This window comes from Mycobacterium novum, assembly GCF_010726505.1.
GTDB classification, from domain to species: domain Bacteria; phylum Actinomycetota; class Actinomycetes; order Mycobacteriales; family Mycobacteriaceae; genus Mycobacterium; species Mycobacterium algericum.
The window spans coordinates 1,847,100-1,864,602 of the sequence record NZ_AP022562.1 but is presented as its reverse complement, the minus strand read 5'-3'; the positions used below and the strand labels follow the sequence as shown (position 1 = coordinate 1,864,602).

Genomic DNA, 17,503 nt, shown 5'->3' with positions numbered 1-17,503 from the left:
TGGAAATGGCGTCCCTATGATCACGTCATCAACAGTTCGCTTCGCCGTACCGTCACCTTTCCCGGGCCTGCCAGTCCCGCGCTGACCCTGTCCCCGCTGCGCCGCGGCCCCGGTGACCCCTGCCTGCAGATCATCGACGGCGCCATCTGGCGGACGAGCCTGCTCGCCAGTGGACCGGTGACGGCGCGGATCACCCGGGCGGCGCCCGAGGCGGTGGACTGCACGGCGTGGGGCGACGGCGCCGCGGAGTTCCTCGACGGACTGCCGGGCCTGCTGGGCGCCGATGACGACGCGTCGGACTTCGTGCCGACCGAGCCGACGGTGGCCGCCGCACACCGTCGGCTGCCGCACCTTCGGCTGGGCCGCACCGAACGGGTGCTTGAAGCGCTCATCCCGGCGGTGCTCGAACAGCGCGTGCCCGGCGTCGATGCGTTTCGGGCCTGGCGGGTGCTGGTCACCGAATTCGGCGGCCCGGCGCCCGGACCGGCGCCGGCGCGGATGCGGGTGCCGCCGCCGGCCGAGGTGTGGCGGGCCATCCCGTCGTGGAAGTTTCACCGCGCCAACGTCGACGGCGGCCGAGCCCGCACCGTGGTCGGCTGCGCGCAGCGGGCGGCATCGCTGGAGCGGCTGGTGGGCAGGCCCGCCGCGGCGGCTCAGCTGGCCCTGATGTCGCTGCCCGGTGTCGGGGTGTGGACCGCGGCCGAGACCGCCCAGCGTGCCTTCGGCGACGCCGATGCGCTGTCGGTCGGCGACTATCACATCGCGAAGATGATCGGCTGGACGCTACTCGGCCGTCCGATCGACGACGACACCATGATCGAACTGCTGGCGCCGATGCGACCGCACCGCCACCGGGTGGTGCGATTGCTGATCGAGAGCGGGCTGGCCGTCGAACCGCGGCGCGGGCCACGGTTGCCGGTGCAGCGCATCAGTTCGCTGTGAAGGGCTGCCCGGGGGTTTCGGCGGCCGCGGCGCTGGCGAATCGTCCCGAGTCCAGTGCGTCGAGCAACTGGGCGGCGATCCAGGCGATCGCGGCACTGTCGCGGGGCAGTAGCGCCTGCTCGTAACCGATCAGCATGTACATCCCCCAGCTGGCGAACAGGTGCGCCTGACGCTCATCGTGCAGGACCTCCAGCGCCGACTCGTAGATGATGTCGAAGCGCTGCCGGTCCACCTGGGTCTGCACGGCGTGCACCTGCGGATCCGCCGAACTCCAGGAGCGGATCGCGGCCTCCGCGCCGTGCGGCAGCGCCAGGCCGATCTGGATCAGGCTGTCGAGACGCTCGCGTGGATCCGGCAGGGCCCGCACGAACTCCACGTGCTGGACGGTGCGGACGTCCAGCCAGTGCTGAACCAGGTCGCGGGTGTAGACCGGCCAGCTGGTGAAGTAGTGGTAGAACGAGCCCGTCGTCACCCCGAGGCGGTTGCAGACTTCGGCCAGCTTGAGGCCGCCGTAGCCCAATTCCGACAGCACTTCGAGACCCGTCTCGAAGTACGCCTGTCGGGAGAGCACCGCGCCCATAAGTTGACTTTAGTTCGCCGGAGCCGCTGGCGGGACGCATCTGGGGATGCAGAAGTGAATGATCGTAATGCGGAATTTACCGACGGGTCACGGTGGCGGTGCCAGAATTCATCTCATGCAGGATGTCGCGTTCCACCGGCTCGGGCGTCCCCGCGGCGCACGGTCCAGCGTGACCCGGGAACGCATCGTTGTCGCCGCCAGCGGCGTGTTCGGCGAGTTCGGCTACCACGCGACGACGTTTCAGGCCATCGCCGCCCGCGCGCATCTGACGCGGCCGGCGATCAACCATTACTTCTCGAACAAGCAACTGCTCTACCAGGCGGTGCTCAACCGCAACGAATCGATTCTCGACAACGCCGTCGAACGGGCGCGCGCGGAGAACGGTCTGATCGCACGGCTGTCGTCGGTCATCTACGCGTTCGCCCAGCTCGGGGAGGCGGACCGCACGGCCGCGGCGTTCGCGGTCACCGCGGTGCTGGACGCCCAGCGGGACCCGGAACTGCGGGCACTGGTCGGGGATCTGCAGGGGCCGACCCGGCGGTTCCTCACCGACGCGCTCACCGATGCCATCGATCGGGGCGAGCTGGTCACCGCGACCTCGGTCGGCGATCTGACCGAGACGTTGTTGGCCGTGCTGTGGGGGATCGGGTTCTACATCGCCGCGCTCGGCGACCACGACGAGTCGGCCGCGGTGATCGCCAGCGTGCAGGCGCTGTTGGCGAACCGACTCTGGCAGCTGCATCAGCCCGCCCCACCGGCCGACGACGGCAGTGAATAGCTCGCCTAACTTTTTTCGGTAGCATGGCTTGCGATACCGACGGCAAGCTAGCGAGGTAACCGATGAGCACACTGCGCACCCATGACGACACCTGGGACATCGCCACCAGCGTCGGCTCCACGGCGGTGATGGTGGCCGCTGCCCGCGCGGTCGAGACCGACAGTTCCGATCCGCTGATCTCCGATCCCTACGCCAAACTCCTGGTCGCCAACGCCGGCACCGGGGTGTGGGAGACGCTGCTCAACGAGTCACTGATCGACAAGCTGGAGTCCGTCGATCCCGAGATCGCCGCGGTGTATCACCACATGCGCAGCTACCAGGCCGTCCGGACCCACTTCTTCGACGCCTACTTCGCCGAGGCGGTCGGCGCCGGGATCCGCCAGGTGGTGATCCTGGCCTCCGGGCTGGACTCGCGCGCCTACCGGCTCGACTGGCCGGCCGCGACCACGGTCTACGAGATCGACCAGCCGAAGGTGCTGGGCTACAAGGAGACGACGCTGGCGGCCCACGACGTGAGGGCGCCGGTGCAGCACCGTGCGGTGGCCATCGATCTCCGGCAGGACTGGCCGGCCGCATTGACCGCCGCCGGTTTCGACCCGGCGGCCCCGACGGCGTGGCTGGCCGAGGGCCTGTTGATGTATCTGCCTGCCGACGCCCAGGACCGGTTGTTCGAGCAGATCACGGCGCTCAGCGCCCCCGGGAGCCGGATCGCGGTCGAGACCGCGGCCAACCACGCCGACCAGCGGCGCCAGGAGATGTCGGAACGCTTCAAGAAGGTCGCCGAACAGATCGGCCTGGAGCAGACGGTGGACATCCAGGATCTGATCTACCACGACGAGGACCGCGCGGCGGTGCCGGAATGGCTCAACGGGCATGGTTGGCGGGCCACCGCGCAGCACTCCACCGCCGAGATGCGCCGGCTGGGACGCTGGGTGAACGTGCCGATGGGCGACGACACCGACGCGTTCTCGGAGTTCGTCACCGCGGTGCGCGACTGACCCGTTGACCGGCTGCCCCTCTTGCGCCGATCGCGCGGCATGACGGGCCGCGCAGCGGTAGGAAGGGACCATGACCACCACTACCGATGTCGGCGATGTCGTCGCCCTGCTGCGCGGCACCTTCGCGACCGGACGGACGCGCGATGTGCGCTGGCGGCGCACCCAGCTGCGCCGCCTCGAGCAGATGATGAACGAGAACGAGGCGCAGATCGCCGAGGCGCTGGCGGCCGACCTCGACCGCAAGCCGTTCGAGGCGTGGTTGGCCGATATCGCCGGGACCGCTGCCGAGGCCCGGTATGCGACCAAGCACGTCAAGAAGTGGATGCGGCGCAGGCATCGGCTGCTCGAGCTGGCCCAGCTGCCCGGCCGCGGCTGGGTGGAGTACGAACCCTACGGCACGGTGCTGATCATCGGCGCCTGGAACTTCCCGTTCTATCTGACGCTGGGACCGCTGGTGGGCGCGATCGCGGCGGGAAACACCGTGGTGCTCAAGCCATCCGAGATCTCCGCCGCATCGTCGCGGCTGATGGCCGAGTTAGTGCCGCGTTACCTGGACAACGACGCGATCGTGGTGGTCGAGGGCGACGGCGCGGTCAGTCAGGCGTTGATCGCGCAGGGCTTCGACCGGGTGATGTTCACCGGCGGGACCGAGATCGGCCGCAAGATCATGGCCGGGGCGGCCGAACACCTGACACCAGTGACGCTGGAACTGGGCGGCAAGAGCCCGTGCATCGTGGCCGCCGACGCCGACATCGACGTCGCGGCCAAGCGGATCGCCTGGACCAAACTGCTGAACTCCGGCCAGACCTGCGTCGCCCCCGACTACGTGCTGGCCGACGCCACGATCCGCGACGAACTCGTCGCCAGGATCGGCGAGGCCATCACCGACTTCCGCGCGCAAGAACCGCACGGCATGAAGATCGTCAACGAACGCCAATACAACCGTCTCACAAAGTATTTGGCCGACACTCGCGGCACCGTGGCGCTCGGCGGCGGCACGGATGCCGCCACACTGCGGATCGAACCGACCGTCGTCGTCGACCCCGATCCCGCCGAGGCGTTGATGACCAACGAGATCTTCGGCCCCATCCTGCCGGTGATCACCGTCGCCTCCATCGAGGATGCCATCGCGTTCGTCAACGCCCGGCCCAAGCCGCTGGCCGCCTACCTGTTCACCAAGACCCGCGCGGTGCGCGAGAAGGTGATCAGCCGGGTGCCCGCGGGCGGCATGCTGGTCAACCACCTGGTGTTCCAGGTGTCCACCGCCAAGCTGCCCTTCGGCGGCGTCGGCCCGTCCGGAATGGGGGCCTACCACGGCCGGTGGGGTTTCGAGGAGTTCAGCCACCGCAAGACGGTGCTGACCAAGCCAACCCGACCCGATGTCAGCGCGATGATCTACCCGCCGTATACAGAGAAGGCCTGGAAGTTGGCGCGAAGGCTTTTCTAGGGCTGTTTTATCGTGACGATCGAATCGAGGAAGGAAGCTCATGCCCGGAGTGCAGGATCGTGTTGTCGTCGTCACCGGAGCCGGTGGCGGACTTGGCCGTGAATACGCCCTGACCCTGGCCCGCGAGGGTGCCGCGGTGGTGGTCAACGATCTCGGCGGTGCCCGCGACGGCACCGGAGCCGGCCACAACATGGCCGATCAGGTGGTCACCGAGATCAAAGAGGCCGGTGGCCGGGCCGTCGCCAACTACGACAGCGTCGCCGACAGCGACGGCGCGGCCAACATCATCAAGACCGCGATCGACGAGTTCGGCAAGGTCGACGGCGTGGTCAGCAATGCCGGCATCCTGCGGGACGGCACCTTCCACAAGATGACCTTCGACAACTGGAACGCCGTGCTGCAGGTGCACCTCTACGGCGGGTACAACGTGGTGCGCGCCGCCTGGACGCACTTCCGCGAGCAGGGCTACGGCCGGGTGGTGGTGGCCACCTCCACCAGCGGACTGTTCGGCAACTTCGGGCAGGCCAACTACGGGGCCGCCAAGCTCGGCCTGGTCGGCATGATCAACACGCTGGCCATCGAGGGCGCCAAGTACAACATCAAGGCCAACGCGATCGCCCCGATCGCCGCCACCCGCATGACCGAGGACATCCTGCCGCCGGAGGTGCTGGAGAAACTCAAGCCCGAGTACGTCGCACCGGTGGTCGCCTACCTGTGCACCGAAGAGCTCGCCGAGACGGGCTCGGTGTTCATCGCCGGTGGCGGCAAGGTGCAGCGGGCGGCGCTGTTCGAGAACGCCGGCGCCAACTTCGAAAACCCGCCGTCGGTCGATGACGTCGCGGCGCAGTGGTCGACGATCGCCGACATGTCGGCGGCCAAGGCGGCCAGCTTCTCGCTGCAGTAGCGCGGTGGCCTCGGCCGGGGGCGTCGCGGCCGGACGGTGTCAGTCGACCAGTGCGGCGCGCAGCCCGTCCCGGTCGGCATCGGTGACCCCGGAGGCGTGCAGGAACGCGTCCAGCGAGCCGAAGTTCTGCTCGATCGAACGGTGGGCGGCCTCGAGGTAGTCCGCGCGCACGCCGAGCACCTCGTCGGAGAGCCGGGCCTCGGTGAAGGTCAGCACCTCGGGGGTGATCTCATCCTCGGGCCGGGACCGGATCATGTCCATGATCCGGTCCCGCAATACCGGCACCGCGGTGTTACTGCGCAGGTAGTCCGCCACCACCGCATCCCGGTCGACGCCGGCCGCCTGCAGCACCACCGCAACGACGAACCCGGTGCGGTCCTTGCCGGCGAAGCAGTGCGCCAGCACCGGCCGGCCCGCCGCCAGCAGCGACACCACCCGCTGCACCGCCCGGCGGGAGCCGCCCAGGGTGGGGAAGCGCTGGTACTCCTCGAGCATGTAGCGGGCCGCGACGTCGGCGGCGGTGTCCGCATCGGGCTTCTCGGCCATCATCTTGCGGAACGCGTCCTCGTGCGGCGAGGAGCTCTCGGGCGCCTGGTCGGCGGCCAGATCGGGGAAGGGCAGCAGATGGATGTCGACACCGTCGGGCACCAGACCCGGCCCGCGCCGCGTCACCTCCCGCGGGGACCGCAGGTCGGCGACGTCGGCCACCCCGATACGCAGCAGCTGCTCGCGGCCACGGTCGTCGAGGCGACTCAGTTCGCTGGACCGGAACAGCCGGCCCGGGCGCAGCGCGCCGGTCGTCTCTGATACGTCGCGAAAATTCCACGCCCCGGGCAGGTCCGGCTGGGAGGTCACCTCGCCACGATAGGACACCGGGCGGACGGCTCCGTCGCGGCAGTCCCCCGCAAGCGGGGGCGACACCCCGCAAAAAGCCCCCGATCCGGTGATGGATCGGGGGCCGTGACGCTTGCTCGCCGGGACTAGATCGGCGGGTAGTTCTGTGGCGGGTAGCCGCCGCCGCCGTCGACGCCGCGCAGGCCCCAGGTCAGGTACTTGAAGAAGAACTCGGCCTCATCGCTCATGTCGTAATCCGGATTCGGATCGTAACCGTAACCAGGACCCATGTCATCAACCCCTCAGCTTGGATTGCCCCAGTTTAGTCGGCCCGTCAACGGTGCGATGCCGGACTGCATAGAATCCTTCCAACCAGTTGATTGACCGGATGATGCCGGCGGCCGGATAGCGAGTGCACATGCCCAACGACAAGGGGAGCTCCGCCCAGGGGCCCTCCCGCCGCGAAGAGCTGCTCGCGGTCGCCACCAAGTTGTTCGCCGCCCGCGGCTACCACGGCACCCGCATGGACGACGTCGCCGATGTGGTCGGCCTGAACAAGGCAACCGTCTACCACTATTACGCAAGCAAGTCGCTGATCCTCTACGACATCTACCAGCAGGCCGCCGAACGGACGCTGGCCGCCGTGCACGACGACCCGACCTGGACCGCGCGCGAGGCGCTATACCAGTACACGGTGCGGCTACTCGACCAGATCGCCGTCAACCCGGAGGGGGCGGCGGTCTACTTCCAGGAGCAGCCCTACATCACCGAGTGGTTCACCGACGAACAGGTCGCCGAGGTCCGGGAGAAGGAAGCCCAGGTCTACGAGCACGTGCACGGCCTGATTGACCGGGGTATCGCCAGCGGCGAGTTCTACCAGTGCGATTCGCACGTGCTGGCGCTCGGCTACATCGGCATGACGCTGGGGGCCTACCGCTGGTTGCGGCCCAGCGGTAGGCGCAGCGCCAAGGAGATCGCCGCGGAGTTCAGCACCGCCCTGCTGCGCGGGCTGATCCGCGATGAGACGGTCCGCGTCGAGTCACCGCTGGGCGTGTAGCAGGCCCCCGCTACGGGGGAGGCCTCTCGCGTTGGGCCAGGTTGAGGGCGCGTTCGGTGTTGATGCATCGGAGGCGGTCTTGGGCGCGGGTGGTTCTTCTGGTGGGCATCATGAGGTCGCGCTGGTGGCCGACCGGTGGTGTGGTGGCCGGTGGTGTGGCGGTGGGCAGGCTGAGGCCGGGGAACAGCAGGCGGCTGGCCGGCCGGGTGGTGTAGGTGTGGCCCGTCGGGGAGGTCCAGTCGATGCTGCCGTCGGGGTGCTGACGGTCGCTCCAGCCGCCGGGCCCAATCCAGAAAGTCTTGAGCAAGTGGTGCTTTCGGCATAGACAGCGCAGGTTGCCCGGGTGGGTCGGCCCCCAGGGGTGGGGGACGGCGTGGTCGATGTCGCAGGCGGTCGCGGGCCGGTCGCAGCCAGGGAATCGGCAAGTCATGTCGCGGGCGCGGACGAATGCGGCCAGGGCGGATGAAGGCCGGTAGCCGGTCTCGGTGGTCAGCTCGGCCGGGGGCCGTAGCTTCGTCACGGTGGCGCCGCTGGCGATGAGTTGCGCCAGCAGGCCCGAGGGCACGCTGCCACCGCCGACGATGCGTGCCGAGGGCGGGCGGGATTGAGCCGGCGCGGGCTCGGCCGGGATGGTGCGGGCTCGGGTTCGCCGGACAGTTGCGGGTCGGGGGCGGCGTCGGCGGTGGCGGGTTCGGCGAGCACGTGGACGACGACGTTGGCGGCGCGGGCGTCGGTGCCGGTGGCGGCGGGACAGTCGAGGTGGCCGCAGGCACACGCCAGGGTTTCGGCGCCGGCGGCCAGGGCGCCGAGCGCGTCGGCCCGGCGCTGGGCCAGGGTGCGAGGGGCGTCGTCGCAGACGCTGTGTGCCAGTTGCATCAGTCGTTGATCCAGGGCGGCGGCATCCACGGCGAACAGCCGGCCCCACAGCCCGGTAGTTCCGGCTTCGGTGTGAGTCGTGTCGATGACCAGTTCGCGGCCGCGGGCCTGGTCGCGCAGGCGGCGTACCGCGGCGGGATCGTAACGTTCGATCAGGGCGTCGATGGCTTCGGCGGCCTTGGTGACCGACAGCGGTCCCAGGGTGGTGGCTATGTCAGCCAGCTCACCGTCGACGAGTGTCAGTACGCCGGGGTCGGTGATCAAGGTGGTGTGCCAGGCGATCGCCGAGGCCAGCCGGGCGCTGATCCGGCCGGAGCGTAGCAGGGCGGCCACCTGCGGGATGCGGTGCCGCAGGGCGCCGGCCAGGTACATCTGCGAGGAGGCCATGCGGTGGCTGATGTGTTCGGCGGCGGCCACCTCGGCGGCGGCGGCGTCCCAGTTGTCGCAGGTCCATCGGGACCGGTCGAACCCATCGCCGCTGATGCGCCGGGCCACCAACTCGCTGATGGCGGCCAGCCGGTGGGCGGCGGCGGCTGCTTCCACCCGCGCCCAGCCGGCGATCGTCGCGATCAGGGCGCCGTCATCGGGAGCACCCAGCTCTTCCGGCTGCGCCAACGATGTGTCGAACAGATGTTCGATAATACACGAGTCCACAGGCGCGCGCCGCGCCCGTTCGGGGCGGGCGGCTCAGGCTCCTGCGGTCTTGAGGTTGCGGTCCAGAAACTCCAGCTGGTCGGCGACCACCCGCTCGAAGGCCTCGCCGACGTAGATGTCGAAATGTCCCTCGGGATATCTCTTGACGGTGCCGCGGGGCGCCTTCGCCGCGTAGCGCAGCGTCGGTCCCGCCGGGGCGACCGAGTCGGTGTCGCAGACGCAGAACAGAATCGGGCAGCGCACCTTGGCCGCCGCCCGGCCCGGGCGGTAGCCGAGGATCTTCATCCCGATCCGCGCCGCGACCTCGTTGCGGATGTTCTGACCCTCCGGGACGAGCTTCAGGTAGCCCGGGTAGGCATCGGGCGTGCTCATCAGCGCGACCTCGCCGGGCCGGCCGGCCGTGGCCACCATCACCGGCGGGTTGCCGAGCCGGGCCGCGGCCAGATCACGCATCGCCAACAGGCTGACCCGGGCGACCGTCACCGGCGGGATGGTGCGCGCCGAGGCGATCCCGTCGGTGAACGGGCACTGCGCCACCACCGCCGCGACCGGAAGTCGTGCCGCGGTTGCGATCACGTGGCCGCCGGCGAACGAGGTGCCCCACAACCCGATCCGGGCCGGGTCGACTCCGGCCAGGGTGTGGGCGAAGTCGACCGCGGCGGCCCAGTCCGCCAACTGCATCTTCACATCGAGCAGCTGGCGCGGCGCGCCGCCGCTCTCCCCGAAGTTGCGGTAGTCGAACACCAGGCAGGCGTAGCCGGCCGCGGCGAACCGCTCGGCGTAGGCGTCCAGGCGCATCGTGCGCACCGCGCCCAGCCCGTGTGCCATGACCAGCAACGGTGCGCCGTCCGGACCGGTGTCGTCGGGCCGGTAGAGCCAGGCGCTGATCCGGTCGGCGCCGGATCGGAAGGAGATGTCTTCGCGGGTAGCCATGTGGGAAAAGGTAGCGCGGCGTGTGGTAGACCGGGGCGGTGTCTGCGAGCCTGCTGCGGAGCCTGGCCGACGTGGTGGGTAGTGCCCACGTCACCGACGACCCGGACGTGCTGGCCGGTCACAGTGTCGACTACACCGGCCGCTACCGGGGCCGGGCCGGCGCGCTGGTGCGGCCGGGTTCCGCCAAGGAGGTCGCGGCGGTGCTGCGGGCCTGCCGGGACGGCGGTGCATACGTCACCGTCCAGGGCGGCCGCACCTCGCTGGTGGCCGGCACCGTCCCCGAACATGACGACGTGTTGCTGTCCACTGAGCGGCTGAACACCGTCGGCGAGATCGACACCGTCGAACGCCGGATCAGGGTGGGCGCCGGCGTCACCCTCGCGGCGGTGCAACGCGCCGCCGCAACGGCCGGCCTGGTGTTCGGTGTCGACCTGACCGCCCGGGACACCGCGACCGTCGGCGGGATGGCCTCAACCAACGCCGGCGGACTGTGCACCGTGCACTACGGCAACATGGGCGAGCAGGTGCTCGGCATGGCGGTCGCGCTGCCCGACGGATCGCTGCTGAGCCGGCACAGTGCGGTGCGCGCCGACAACACCGGCTACAACCTGCCGGCGCTGTTCGTCGGCGCTGAGGGCACCCTCGGCGTCATCACCGGCCTGGAGCTGCGGCTGCGGCCGGCGCCGGCGCATCGGGTCACCGCGATCTGTGGCTTCGCCGACCTCGACGCCCTGATCGGCGCCGCCCGGGTGTTCCGCGATCTCGACGGCATCGCCACGCTGGAGTTGATCGACGCCCGTGTCGCCGCGCTCACCGGGGAGCGGCTCGGGGTCGCCGCACCGGTGCGCGGCGACTGGCTGCTGCTGGTGGAGCTGGCCGGTGACACCGACCAAACCGATCGGCTGTTCGGACTGCTGCAGCAGGTGTCGTGCAGCGACGAGCCGGCGGTCGGTGTCGACACCGCCACCCGGCAGCGGCTCTGGCGGGTGCGCGAGGCGGTCGCCGACGTGCTGGGCGTCTTCGGCCCGCCGTTGAAGTTCGACGTCTCGCTGCCGTTGGCCGCCGTCGCCGGTTTCGCTGCCGCGGCCGGCGCGGCGATCCGCACGCAGGCACCGGACGCGCTGCCGGTGCTGTTCGGCCATATCGGCGAGGGCAACCTGCACTTGAACGTGCTGCGCTGCTCGGCAGCGGCCGAACCCGGGCTGTACGCGGCGATGATGGCGCTCATCGCCGACTGCGGCGGCAATGTCAGTTCCGAGCACGGGGTGGGTAGTCGCAAGCGCGCTTACCTGCCGATGTCTCGCGGGCCGGACGATGTCGCCGCGATGCGGACGGTCAAGGCCGCCTTCGATCCGACCGGTTACCTCAACGCCGCGGTGCTGTTCGACTGATCCGGGCGGTTCGGCTAATCGCGGTGGCGGATGCCCACCGCCTGGCGAAGTTGGGCGAGAAACTGGTCGGAGTCATCGCTGCGGATGATGTAGTGCGAGATGGCGATCCGGATCGCTGCCGCGGCCTTCACCGCCGCGTCCGGGCCGGACAGCATCCGTTGCAGCCCTTCGCGCATCGGGACGATGATCCGGGAGAAGTCGCTGAGTACGTGCTTGGGTTCGATGTCGATCATCCGCACGCCGGTCGACGAGTGCTGGTAGTCGACGATGAAACGCAGTGCGGCGTCGAGCTTTTCCGCCCCATTGAGGCCCTCGGTGGCGGCATGGAGTCCGCTGTCGAAGATATGCCGCTCGTAGCGGGAGAACGCCGAGACCAACTCCTCCTTCGAGGCGAACCACCGGTACAGCGTCGGGCGTGACACCCCGGCCTGCGAGGCGACCTCGGACAGACTGAGCTTGGTCAGCCCGTTGCGGCCGAGCACCTCGGCGGTCGCGGCGAGAATCCGCTGCCGTGTCGAGCTATCGGGGCCGTCCACCGTGCTCCGGGTCATATCGGAGACTTTACAAAAAATAGCGTCAGTGTCACGCTGGTTCGGTGCTTGGCCATCGTTCCTCACGGTCGCGGGACCACTGGACGGGTCGGTAGGGCAATTATCGTGATCGAAGCACCACAAGTCACGTCCGAGGACCGCGCGCACCCGCCGCGAGCCGTCATGATCACCACCGAGGCCTCCGGGATCGCGCAGGCCGCCGCGGCGCAGCTGGCGGCGCACGGTCACCTGGTGCTGATCGGAAGCCGACAACCCGACTGCGCCGAACGGTTCGCGGCGCAGCTACGGCAGAGCGGAAGGAGCGCGTTCGCCGCCCGGCTGGATTTCGCCGACCCGCGGACGATCGACCGCTTTCTGGCCACCGCGGAGTACCTCATCGGCACACCGGACGTGCTCATCACCGATTTCGGGTTGTCGGCCGAGCGAACCTGGGTGGGGGCGCAAATCCTTGCTACGCAGGTGATTCCGGCGATGATCGCCAACGGGCCCGGCGATGTGGTGTTGGTCAGCCCGGAGTTGGTGGGGCGGGCCGATGCCGCTCGCCGGAGGGAGTTCGACGCCTGGGCGGCGGCCTTGGATGCGGAGTTCGTCGGCACCCAGGTGCGGGCCTCGACCGTCCGATCGGCACCTGCGGGCGGCGTCACGTGCGCTGAGGACGCCGGGCGGCTGGTCGCGTCGATGATCACCGGGCCGCGGTTGCGCCTTGTCGAGCTGCTCACGCCGGCGCTACCGGCCTGATCAACGCCGCCGCACCAGCACCGATTGCTGGATGCCCGCCACCGCACCCTGCTCGTCGAAGAGCGTCCCGACGGTGGTTCCGATGCCGTCCGGGCCGTAGTTGGTCTCGGCGCGGATCCCGATCCACTCGCCGTCGGGGATCCGATGCAGGTGCACCACCAGGTCGGTGTTCAGGAAAGTCCACTTCCTGATGTCGAGTTTCGTGCCGACCCCGTTGGCGTCGTCGGCCACCGCGAACAGCCGCTGCAGCGGCGTCATCGGCTCGCCGGCCACCAGGTCCACGATCGGGCGGATCCAGGACTCGCCGGCGCCGGGAGCCAGCGGCTCGGTCAGCCACCGCCATTCCAGGCTGTGCACGTAGTTGCGGTCCCAGTTCGCCTGCATATCCGTGCAGCGCGCCGCATCGACCGGTCGCAGCGGGGGAGCCGACGCGTTCGCCACCTCGGTGGTGTCCAGCGTCTGCAACCGCCATCCGGTGGCGCGGGCGACCGCACGCGGATGCTGGTCGGGGCCCGGGGCCAGCATCTCGGCGCTGACGAGTTCGATCTGCTTGCCGGCCCGCTCGACCCGGGCGCGGACCCACAGCGCACCCTCGGCGGGCACCGGACCGAGCAGGTCGACGGCGACCCGGCTCAGGCGGGTGTCGTCGCGGGCCGCCTGGCGCTCCAGCGCCCGCACCAGCAGCGCCGAAACCGGTGCGGCGTGCTGAATCTGAGCCGACCAGGTGCCGCGCACCAGGTCGGTGGCGGCGAATTTCTCGCCCCGGGGGTCGTCCGCGTCGAGCAGTTCGTAGTAGAAATCGGCCTTTTCCACGGTCTTTTCCACGTTCGGACGGATCCCTTTCAGGGCAGCCCGGCGCCGGGGATCTCCACGGTCACCGTGTCCAGACGGGACTCGCGGGTCCCGATCAGTCGCTTGGGGTAGGCGTCGGTGCTGGACAGCAGGAACAGGGTGCGGCGCTTCGGCCCGCCCAGCGTGCAGGCGATCGCGGCCCGCTCGCCGATGTCGATGCGCTGGGTGACGGTGCCGCCCCGCGTGATGCGCTCGAACTGGTGGGCCAGCGTCATCGACGTCCACACCCCACCGGCCGCGTCGAGGGTGATGCCGTCGGGCGGCCCGTCGAGGCCGTCGGCAAAGACCCGGCGATCACCGAGTCCGCCGTCGGCGCCGACGCTGAACGCGGTGAGGCGCCGGCCGATGGACTCGGCGACGATCAGCGTGCCGCCGTCGGGGGTGATCACCATCCCGTTGGGAAAGTCGAGGTCGGTGGCGACGGTGTGCACCCCGGCGTCGGGATCAACCCGCACGATGACTCCGCCGGAGTAGGCCTGCGAGCCGATGTAGCAGCGCCCGGCGGTGTCGATCACCATGTCGCCGAGGTCGGCCGGCACGAGTTCACTCAGGTCGGCGACGGTGCTGATCGCGTCGCCGTCGTAGCACAGCACCTGACGGTCGTGGGCGGATGCGATCAGCAGCGAGCCGTCCGGCCGGAAACCCAGGCCGCTCGGGGTGTGGCCGGGCAGGGCCACCGTGGTCATCGAGCCGTGCAGGTCGACGGTGTGCAGCGCTTCGCCGAGCATGTCGGAGAACCACAGCAGGCCCTCGAACCAGCGGGGGCCCTCGCCGAAGCAGAAGCCGCCGGCCAGCCGGGTGGGCGTCAGACCGGCTGCCGGGGTGTCGGGGTCGAGGCTCGTTTCGGCGATGCTCAACAGGGTCGTCCTCCTGGCCTGCGTTCATGGGCGCAACCCCGCCCACTTTACAAAACGTGACTGAAATGTCACGCTCGCGGAATGGCGCAGTCTACTGAGTCCACCGAGATCTCCTCGCCGGCCACGCCCTGGTCGGTCACCGGGCTGCTCGAGCTGTTCGAGGTGAACGCCGACGGCCCGGACCGGTTCACCGGCGCGACCGGCTTGGCCGCCGACGATGAGCGGCAGGTGGTCGAAGGCACCCAGTTGCTGGCCCAGGCCATCGTCGGGGTGGCAAAACGCTTCGGCGACAAGTCGATCCGTTCGGCGCACGCGGTGTTCGCCCGGGCTGTGCTGGTGGGCCCGCCGGTCGAATACGCCATCGATGTGGTCAACGAGGGCCGTTCCACGGCCACCGCGGTCGTCTCGGTGCTGCAGAACGGCAAGCGCTGCGCGACCATGACGGTGCTCGCCGACGTCCCGTCGGCCGACGTCATCCGCCACCACCTGCCCCGCCCGGACGTCGCGTCGCCCGCGCAGGCCAATCCCTGCGCAATGCCGATGACCGGCCGGCAAGTGCGCCTCGTCGATGTCGTCGACGTCAACAGTCCGGACGAGGTGGGACCGCCGGAGATCCACGCCTGGCTGCACTATGACCCCATCCCCGCCCGCGACGACCTCGCCAAGGCGCTGATCGCCTATTTCACCGGCCATCTGGGCATTTCGACGACGATGCGCGCCCACGCCGGGATCGGCACCAGCCAGTCGCATCTGACCGTGTCCACCGCGCCGATGACGGTCACGGTGAGCTTCCACGAACCGGTGCGGTGGGACGGCTGGCTGCTCTATGGCCATGAGAGCACCCAGGTGGGTGCGGGTATGTCTTACGTCCGCGGCACGGTGCACACCGAGGAGGGGGATCTCATCGCCTCCTTCGCCCAGGACGGGCTGATCCGACCGCTGCGCACCAGCGACAACAAGATCGCCGAGCAGGCCCGGATCTAGCGCTCCGGCGCGGCCGCGGGTTCCGGCAGGTCGGCGAACCCGCCGACACGTTCCATGTCGAAGCTGAAAAACCCTGCGATGGGCAGGCTTTCGGGCGGCGGCTCCGGGTAGCTCCAGGCCACGTCCGCGATGACCGTGTCGCCGACCACCGCCGACCAATACGTCGCGTAACCCTTGTAGTTGCAGTAGGTCGAGGTCTCCGACGGCTGCAGCAGGTCGGTGCGCACGCGGCCGGGGGCGACGTAGAGCCGCGACTGCAGGGCGGTCTCGAACACGATCACCGTGTCGTCGGTGTCCACCAGCGCCGCGCCGGCGACCTCGACGCGCAGCGTCCGCCGCGTCGGTCGGCAATCGATCCGGTGATAGGGGTTGGGCGGGTAGTGCACCAGTTCGCGGCCCTCCTCGAACCAGGTGTCCACGGCATCCCACGGGACCTGCACGAACCCCGGGGCTTCCGGCACCGGCCGATGCGGCAGATCGCCGACGACGTCAACCGGGAAGGCGTAGGACAGCGGCTGGCCCTGGCGATGCACCAGCAGGGCGCGTTCGGTGTCGAGCACCGGGTGATCGGCACTGACCGCCTGTACCCGGCGCGGGTGCGGCTCGACATAGACCAGGCTGGTGGCGATCTCGGGCGAGAACCAACCGGCGCGCTCGGTGCTGAGCGGGCCGTGTCCGGCGACCAGGCTCACGTCGTGTCACCCCTCCCCATGTTCAGATCGTGACTTTACAATTTATGCCTCAACTGTAATATCTTCCAGAGTTGCGCCACCTCCTCGGACAAGCCCTGCCCGGCCGGTGGCGTCGCCTGAGATCCTCACGACGAGCTGGGATGATGCGATGACAAGCACCGCTGCGAGGCTGGACTTGCCGTTCGAGGATCCGCAACTGCGCTACCACCTGGATGTCATTGCGCTCGACGTCACCGCGCTGGTGCAGGCCGCCGGCGGCTGGCTGTATCACCGGGTGGCGACCGGATGGGACGTCAACGTGATGGTGCCGGCGCAGCAGGACCTGCGCCCGCTGCAGATTCTCGGGGTGCGGACAGCCGACCTGGAGACCGAGCTGTCGGCAACCAGCGGCGAGACGGCCAGGCAGGGCCTCGCCGTCGTCACCGATGCGTTCGCCAGGGATCCCCGGATCCGTCAGCGGGTGCAGTCCGCGCTGCGGCGCAGCGTGACCGAGGTCGTGCTGTGGGGCGAAAGCTGGCCGGTGGCCGTCAACCAGCGACTCGACGCGGTGCGCCATGTGCTCACCGTGGCGGGACGGGCCTTCAAGAGGCAAGCCCTGTTGGCCGCCGACACTCGGGCCGACCTCCGAGTGGACTCCACCGAGATGTTCCGCAGCGATCAGAAGCGTTGCCTGCCGGTCGATTCCGATCTGGTGTCGGTCGACTGATGCGCAAGTACTACGACCACACGCTGCTGTATCTGCATGAGACGATCGACCTCGGCCGGGGCACGACCGGCGAGTTCACCGGGAAGTTCACCGGCATCTACCAGCCGATGATGACCGAACTGGGCGCCCGGCTGTTCGCGCTGTGGGAGACCACCCGCTACAACGGCCACTGGCCGCAGGTCACCATCATCTGGGAGATCGACGCGTTCGCCGACTACGCCCGCATCGGACGGGCGCAGGCCCGCGGCGGCAGCCACGCGAAGCCCGCTGCCGAGTGGTCGGCCTATCTCGCCGGCATCGGGGCCGCCGGGGAGGGCCGCATCATGTATCCCGCCCCGCAGAACAAGACCTTGGCGCAACTCGGCGACGCCGGCTTCGACGCGACGTTGGTGATCCAGGAGATCATGCAGACCAAACCCGGCCGCCAGGACGACTACATCCGGGAGTTGGAGCGCCTGTACGTGCCGTGGTCGGAACGTACCGGAAAACGCTGGCTCGGTTCGTTCACCACCACCTTCCGCTTCAACGAGGTCATCCACTACTGGGCGCTCGACGGCGACTGGGACTGCTTCGCGCAGCACTACCCGTCCTGGAAGGGTCAGCCACCGGCCGAGATCGTGACCTGGATGAGTGTGGCGCCGGCGCTGCGGGACGGCTGGGAGGACTCCATCCTGCAGGCGCTGCCGCCCGCCCCGCTCCAGCGAGGCGCCGAGTGACAGCGGTTGCGGA

At 69.5% G+C, this 17,503-nt stretch carries 21 protein-coding genes; 11 read left to right on the top strand and 10 right to left on the bottom strand.

What is annotated here, in order from left to right; all coding sequences use genetic code 11:
- Positions 1–27: 27 nt before the first annotated feature.
- Positions 28–942, top strand: a complete 915-nt coding sequence (locus G6N19_RS08620) for a DNA-3-methyladenine glycosylase family protein (protein WP_041319331.1) — start codon at positions 28–30, stop codon at positions 940–942.
- Here G6N19_RS08620 and G6N19_RS08615 read toward each other — a convergent pair.
- Positions 929–1,522, bottom strand: a complete 594-nt coding sequence (locus G6N19_RS08615) for a TetR/AcrR family transcriptional regulator (RefSeq protein WP_013827036.1) — start codon at positions 1,520–1,522, stop codon at positions 929–931. The two genes, G6N19_RS08620 and G6N19_RS08615, sit on opposite strands and share 14 nt — an antisense overlap.
- A gap of 115 nt (positions 1,523–1,637) precedes the next feature.
- Here G6N19_RS08615 and G6N19_RS08610 point away from each other — a divergent pair, with 115 nt between their 5' ends.
- The 4 genes from G6N19_RS08610 (at position 1,638) to G6N19_RS08595 (ending at position 5,649) form a co-directional block, all read left to right on the top strand.
- The gene (locus G6N19_RS08610; protein ID WP_013827037.1) at positions 1,638–2,300 is read left to right on the top strand and encodes a TetR/AcrR family transcriptional regulator; all 663 of its coding nucleotides are present in this window, start codon (positions 1,638–1,640) and stop codon (positions 2,298–2,300) included.
- 62 nt (positions 2,301–2,362) lie between these two features.
- The gene (locus G6N19_RS08605) at positions 2,363–3,298 is read left to right on the top strand and encodes a class I SAM-dependent methyltransferase (protein ID WP_013827038.1); all 936 of its coding nucleotides are present in this window, start codon (positions 2,363–2,365) and stop codon (positions 3,296–3,298) included.
- A gap of 70 nt (positions 3,299–3,368) precedes the next feature.
- Entirely contained in the window at positions 3,369–4,745 is a 1,377-nt protein-coding gene (locus G6N19_RS08600) for an aldehyde dehydrogenase family protein (RefSeq protein ID WP_083037106.1), read from the top strand.
- A gap of 40 nt (positions 4,746–4,785) precedes the next feature.
- Complete coding sequence (locus tag G6N19_RS08595) at positions 4,786–5,649, top strand: SDR family NAD(P)-dependent oxidoreductase (RefSeq protein WP_041316657.1); 864 nt, start codon at positions 4,786–4,788, stop codon at positions 5,647–5,649.
- 39 nt (positions 5,650–5,688) lie between these two features.
- Here G6N19_RS08595 and G6N19_RS08590 read toward each other — a convergent pair whose 3' ends face one another.
- Together G6N19_RS08590 and G6N19_RS08585 are read right to left on the bottom strand one after the other, a co-directional pair.
- Positions 5,689–6,504 carry a tyrosine-protein phosphatase gene (locus G6N19_RS08590; RefSeq protein WP_041319333.1) on the bottom strand — a complete coding sequence of 272 codons (816 nt, stop codon included), beginning with the start codon at positions 6,502–6,504 and terminating at the stop codon, positions 5,689–5,691.
- Between the two features lie 125 nt (positions 6,505–6,629).
- On the bottom strand, positions 6,630–6,773 hold the full coding sequence (locus G6N19_RS08585; protein WP_013827042.1) for a hypothetical protein: 144 nt from the start codon (positions 6,771–6,773) through the stop codon (positions 6,630–6,632).
- 128 nt (positions 6,774–6,901) lie between these two features.
- Here G6N19_RS08585 and G6N19_RS08580 point away from each other — a divergent pair, with 128 nt between their 5' ends.
- The gene (locus G6N19_RS08580; protein ID WP_013827043.1) at positions 6,902–7,540 is read left to right on the top strand and encodes a TetR/AcrR family transcriptional regulator; all 639 of its coding nucleotides are present in this window, start codon (positions 6,902–6,904) and stop codon (positions 7,538–7,540) included.
- A gap of 10 nt (positions 7,541–7,550) precedes the next feature.
- Here the strand turns inward: G6N19_RS08580 and G6N19_RS21210 are convergent, their stop codons facing one another.
- The 3 genes from G6N19_RS21210 to G6N19_RS08570 are packed head-to-tail and all read right to left on the bottom strand — an operon-like array spanning position 7,551 to position 10,003.
- On the bottom strand, positions 7,551–8,105 hold the full coding sequence (locus G6N19_RS21210) for an HNH endonuclease signature motif containing protein (RefSeq protein ID WP_232062581.1): 555 nt from the start codon (positions 8,103–8,105) through the stop codon (positions 7,551–7,553).
- Positions 8,057–9,070 carry a DUF222 domain-containing protein gene (locus G6N19_RS21205; protein ID WP_232062579.1) on the bottom strand — a complete coding sequence of 338 codons (1,014 nt, stop codon included), beginning with the start codon at positions 9,068–9,070 and terminating at the stop codon, positions 8,057–8,059. Before G6N19_RS21205 ends, G6N19_RS21210 begins: the two co-directional genes overlap by 49 nt.
- A gap of 33 nt (positions 9,071–9,103) precedes the next feature.
- Positions 9,104–10,003 (bottom strand): alpha/beta hydrolase, encoded by a 900-nt coding sequence (locus G6N19_RS08570; RefSeq protein WP_193466141.1) that lies wholly within the window; start codon positions 10,001–10,003, stop codon positions 9,104–9,106.
- Positions 10,004–10,053: 50 nt separating this feature from the next.
- On the opposite strand from G6N19_RS08570, the gene G6N19_RS08565 reads away from it, so the two are divergent.
- On the top strand, positions 10,054–11,394 hold the full coding sequence (locus G6N19_RS08565; RefSeq protein ID WP_193466344.1) for an FAD-binding oxidoreductase: 1,341 nt from the start codon (positions 10,054–10,056) through the stop codon (positions 11,392–11,394).
- Positions 11,395–11,408: 14 nt separating this feature from the next.
- Here the strand turns inward: G6N19_RS08565 and G6N19_RS08560 are convergent, their stop codons facing one another.
- The gene (locus G6N19_RS08560) at positions 11,409–11,945 is read right to left on the bottom strand and encodes a TetR/AcrR family transcriptional regulator (RefSeq protein WP_193466140.1); all 537 of its coding nucleotides are present in this window, start codon (positions 11,943–11,945) and stop codon (positions 11,409–11,411) included.
- Between the two features lie 105 nt (positions 11,946–12,050).
- Between G6N19_RS08560 and G6N19_RS08555 the strand changes: the two genes are divergently transcribed.
- Complete coding sequence (locus G6N19_RS08555) at positions 12,051–12,683, top strand: SDR family NAD(P)-dependent oxidoreductase (RefSeq protein WP_013827048.1); 633 nt, start codon at positions 12,051–12,053, stop codon at positions 12,681–12,683.
- On the opposite strand, the gene G6N19_RS08550 is transcribed toward G6N19_RS08555, so the two are convergent.
- Entirely contained in the window at positions 12,684–13,508 is an 825-nt protein-coding gene (locus G6N19_RS08550; protein WP_193466139.1) for a thioesterase family protein, read from the bottom strand.
- A 17-nt stretch (positions 13,509–13,525) separates the two neighbouring features.
- Positions 13,526–14,344 carry an SMP-30/gluconolactonase/LRE family protein gene (locus tag G6N19_RS08545; RefSeq protein WP_193466343.1) on the bottom strand — a complete coding sequence of 273 codons (819 nt, stop codon included), beginning with the start codon at positions 14,342–14,344 and terminating at the stop codon, positions 13,526–13,528.
- Between the two features lie 129 nt (positions 14,345–14,473).
- Between G6N19_RS08545 and G6N19_RS08540 the strand changes: the two genes are divergently transcribed.
- Positions 14,474–15,376, top strand: a complete 903-nt coding sequence (locus tag G6N19_RS08540; protein ID WP_013827051.1) for an acyl-CoA thioesterase — start codon at positions 14,474–14,476, stop codon at positions 15,374–15,376.
- Here the strand turns inward: G6N19_RS08540 and G6N19_RS08535 are convergent.
- Entirely contained in the window at positions 15,373–16,068 is a 696-nt protein-coding gene (locus G6N19_RS08535) for a DUF427 domain-containing protein (RefSeq protein ID WP_193466138.1), read from the bottom strand. The two genes, G6N19_RS08540 and G6N19_RS08535, sit on opposite strands and share 4 nt — an antisense overlap.
- A gap of 148 nt (positions 16,069–16,216) precedes the next feature.
- Between G6N19_RS08535 and G6N19_RS08530 the strand changes: the two genes are divergently transcribed.
- Complete coding sequence (locus G6N19_RS08530; protein ID WP_049792807.1) at positions 16,217–16,774, top strand: hypothetical protein; 558 nt, start codon at positions 16,217–16,219, stop codon at positions 16,772–16,774.
- Positions 16,774–17,490 carry a hypothetical protein gene (locus tag G6N19_RS08525; protein WP_013827054.1) on the top strand — a complete coding sequence of 239 codons (717 nt, stop codon included), beginning with the start codon at positions 16,774–16,776 and terminating at the stop codon, positions 17,488–17,490. Before G6N19_RS08530 ends, G6N19_RS08525 begins: the two co-directional genes overlap by 1 nt.
- The last annotated feature ends 13 nt before the right edge of the window (positions 17,491–17,503 follow it).

What these genes read in the sequence shown, in the direction of transcription:
- G6N19_RS08525 (WP_013827054.1), top strand. Translation starts at nt 16,774, where the DNA reads ATGCGCAAGTACTACGACCACACGCTGCTGTATCTGCATGAGACGATC.
- G6N19_RS08615 (WP_013827036.1), bottom strand. Translation starts at nt 1,522, where the DNA reads ATGGGCGCGGTGCTCTCCCGACAGGCGTACTTCGAGACGGGTCTCGAA.
- G6N19_RS08600 (WP_083037106.1), top strand. Translation starts at nt 3,369, where the DNA reads ATGACCACCACTACCGATGTCGGCGATGTCGTCGCCCTGCTGCGCGGC.
- G6N19_RS08605 (WP_013827038.1), top strand. Translation starts at nt 2,363, where the DNA reads ATGAGCACACTGCGCACCCATGACGACACCTGGGACATCGCCACCAGC.
- G6N19_RS08585 (WP_013827042.1), bottom strand. Translation starts at nt 6,773, where the DNA reads ATGGGTCCTGGTTACGGTTACGATCCGAATCCGGATTACGACATGAGC.
- G6N19_RS08610 (WP_013827037.1), top strand. Translation starts at nt 1,638, where the DNA reads ATGCAGGATGTCGCGTTCCACCGGCTCGGGCGTCCCCGCGGCGCACGG.
- G6N19_RS08570 (WP_193466141.1), bottom strand. Translation starts at nt 10,003, where the DNA reads ATGGCTACCCGCGAAGACATCTCCTTCCGATCCGGCGCCGACCGGATC.
- G6N19_RS08530 (WP_049792807.1), top strand. Translation starts at nt 16,217, where the DNA reads ATGACAAGCACCGCTGCGAGGCTGGACTTGCCGTTCGAGGATCCGCAA.
- G6N19_RS08580 (WP_013827043.1), top strand. Translation starts at nt 6,902, where the DNA reads ATGCCCAACGACAAGGGGAGCTCCGCCCAGGGGCCCTCCCGCCGCGAA.
- G6N19_RS08540 (WP_013827051.1), top strand. Translation starts at nt 14,474, where the DNA reads ATGGCGCAGTCTACTGAGTCCACCGAGATCTCCTCGCCGGCCACGCCC.
- G6N19_RS08595 (WP_041316657.1), top strand. Translation starts at nt 4,786, where the DNA reads ATGCCCGGAGTGCAGGATCGTGTTGTCGTCGTCACCGGAGCCGGTGGC.
- G6N19_RS08560 (WP_193466140.1), bottom strand. Translation starts at nt 11,945, where the DNA reads ATGACCCGGAGCACGGTGGACGGCCCCGATAGCTCGACACGGCAGCGG.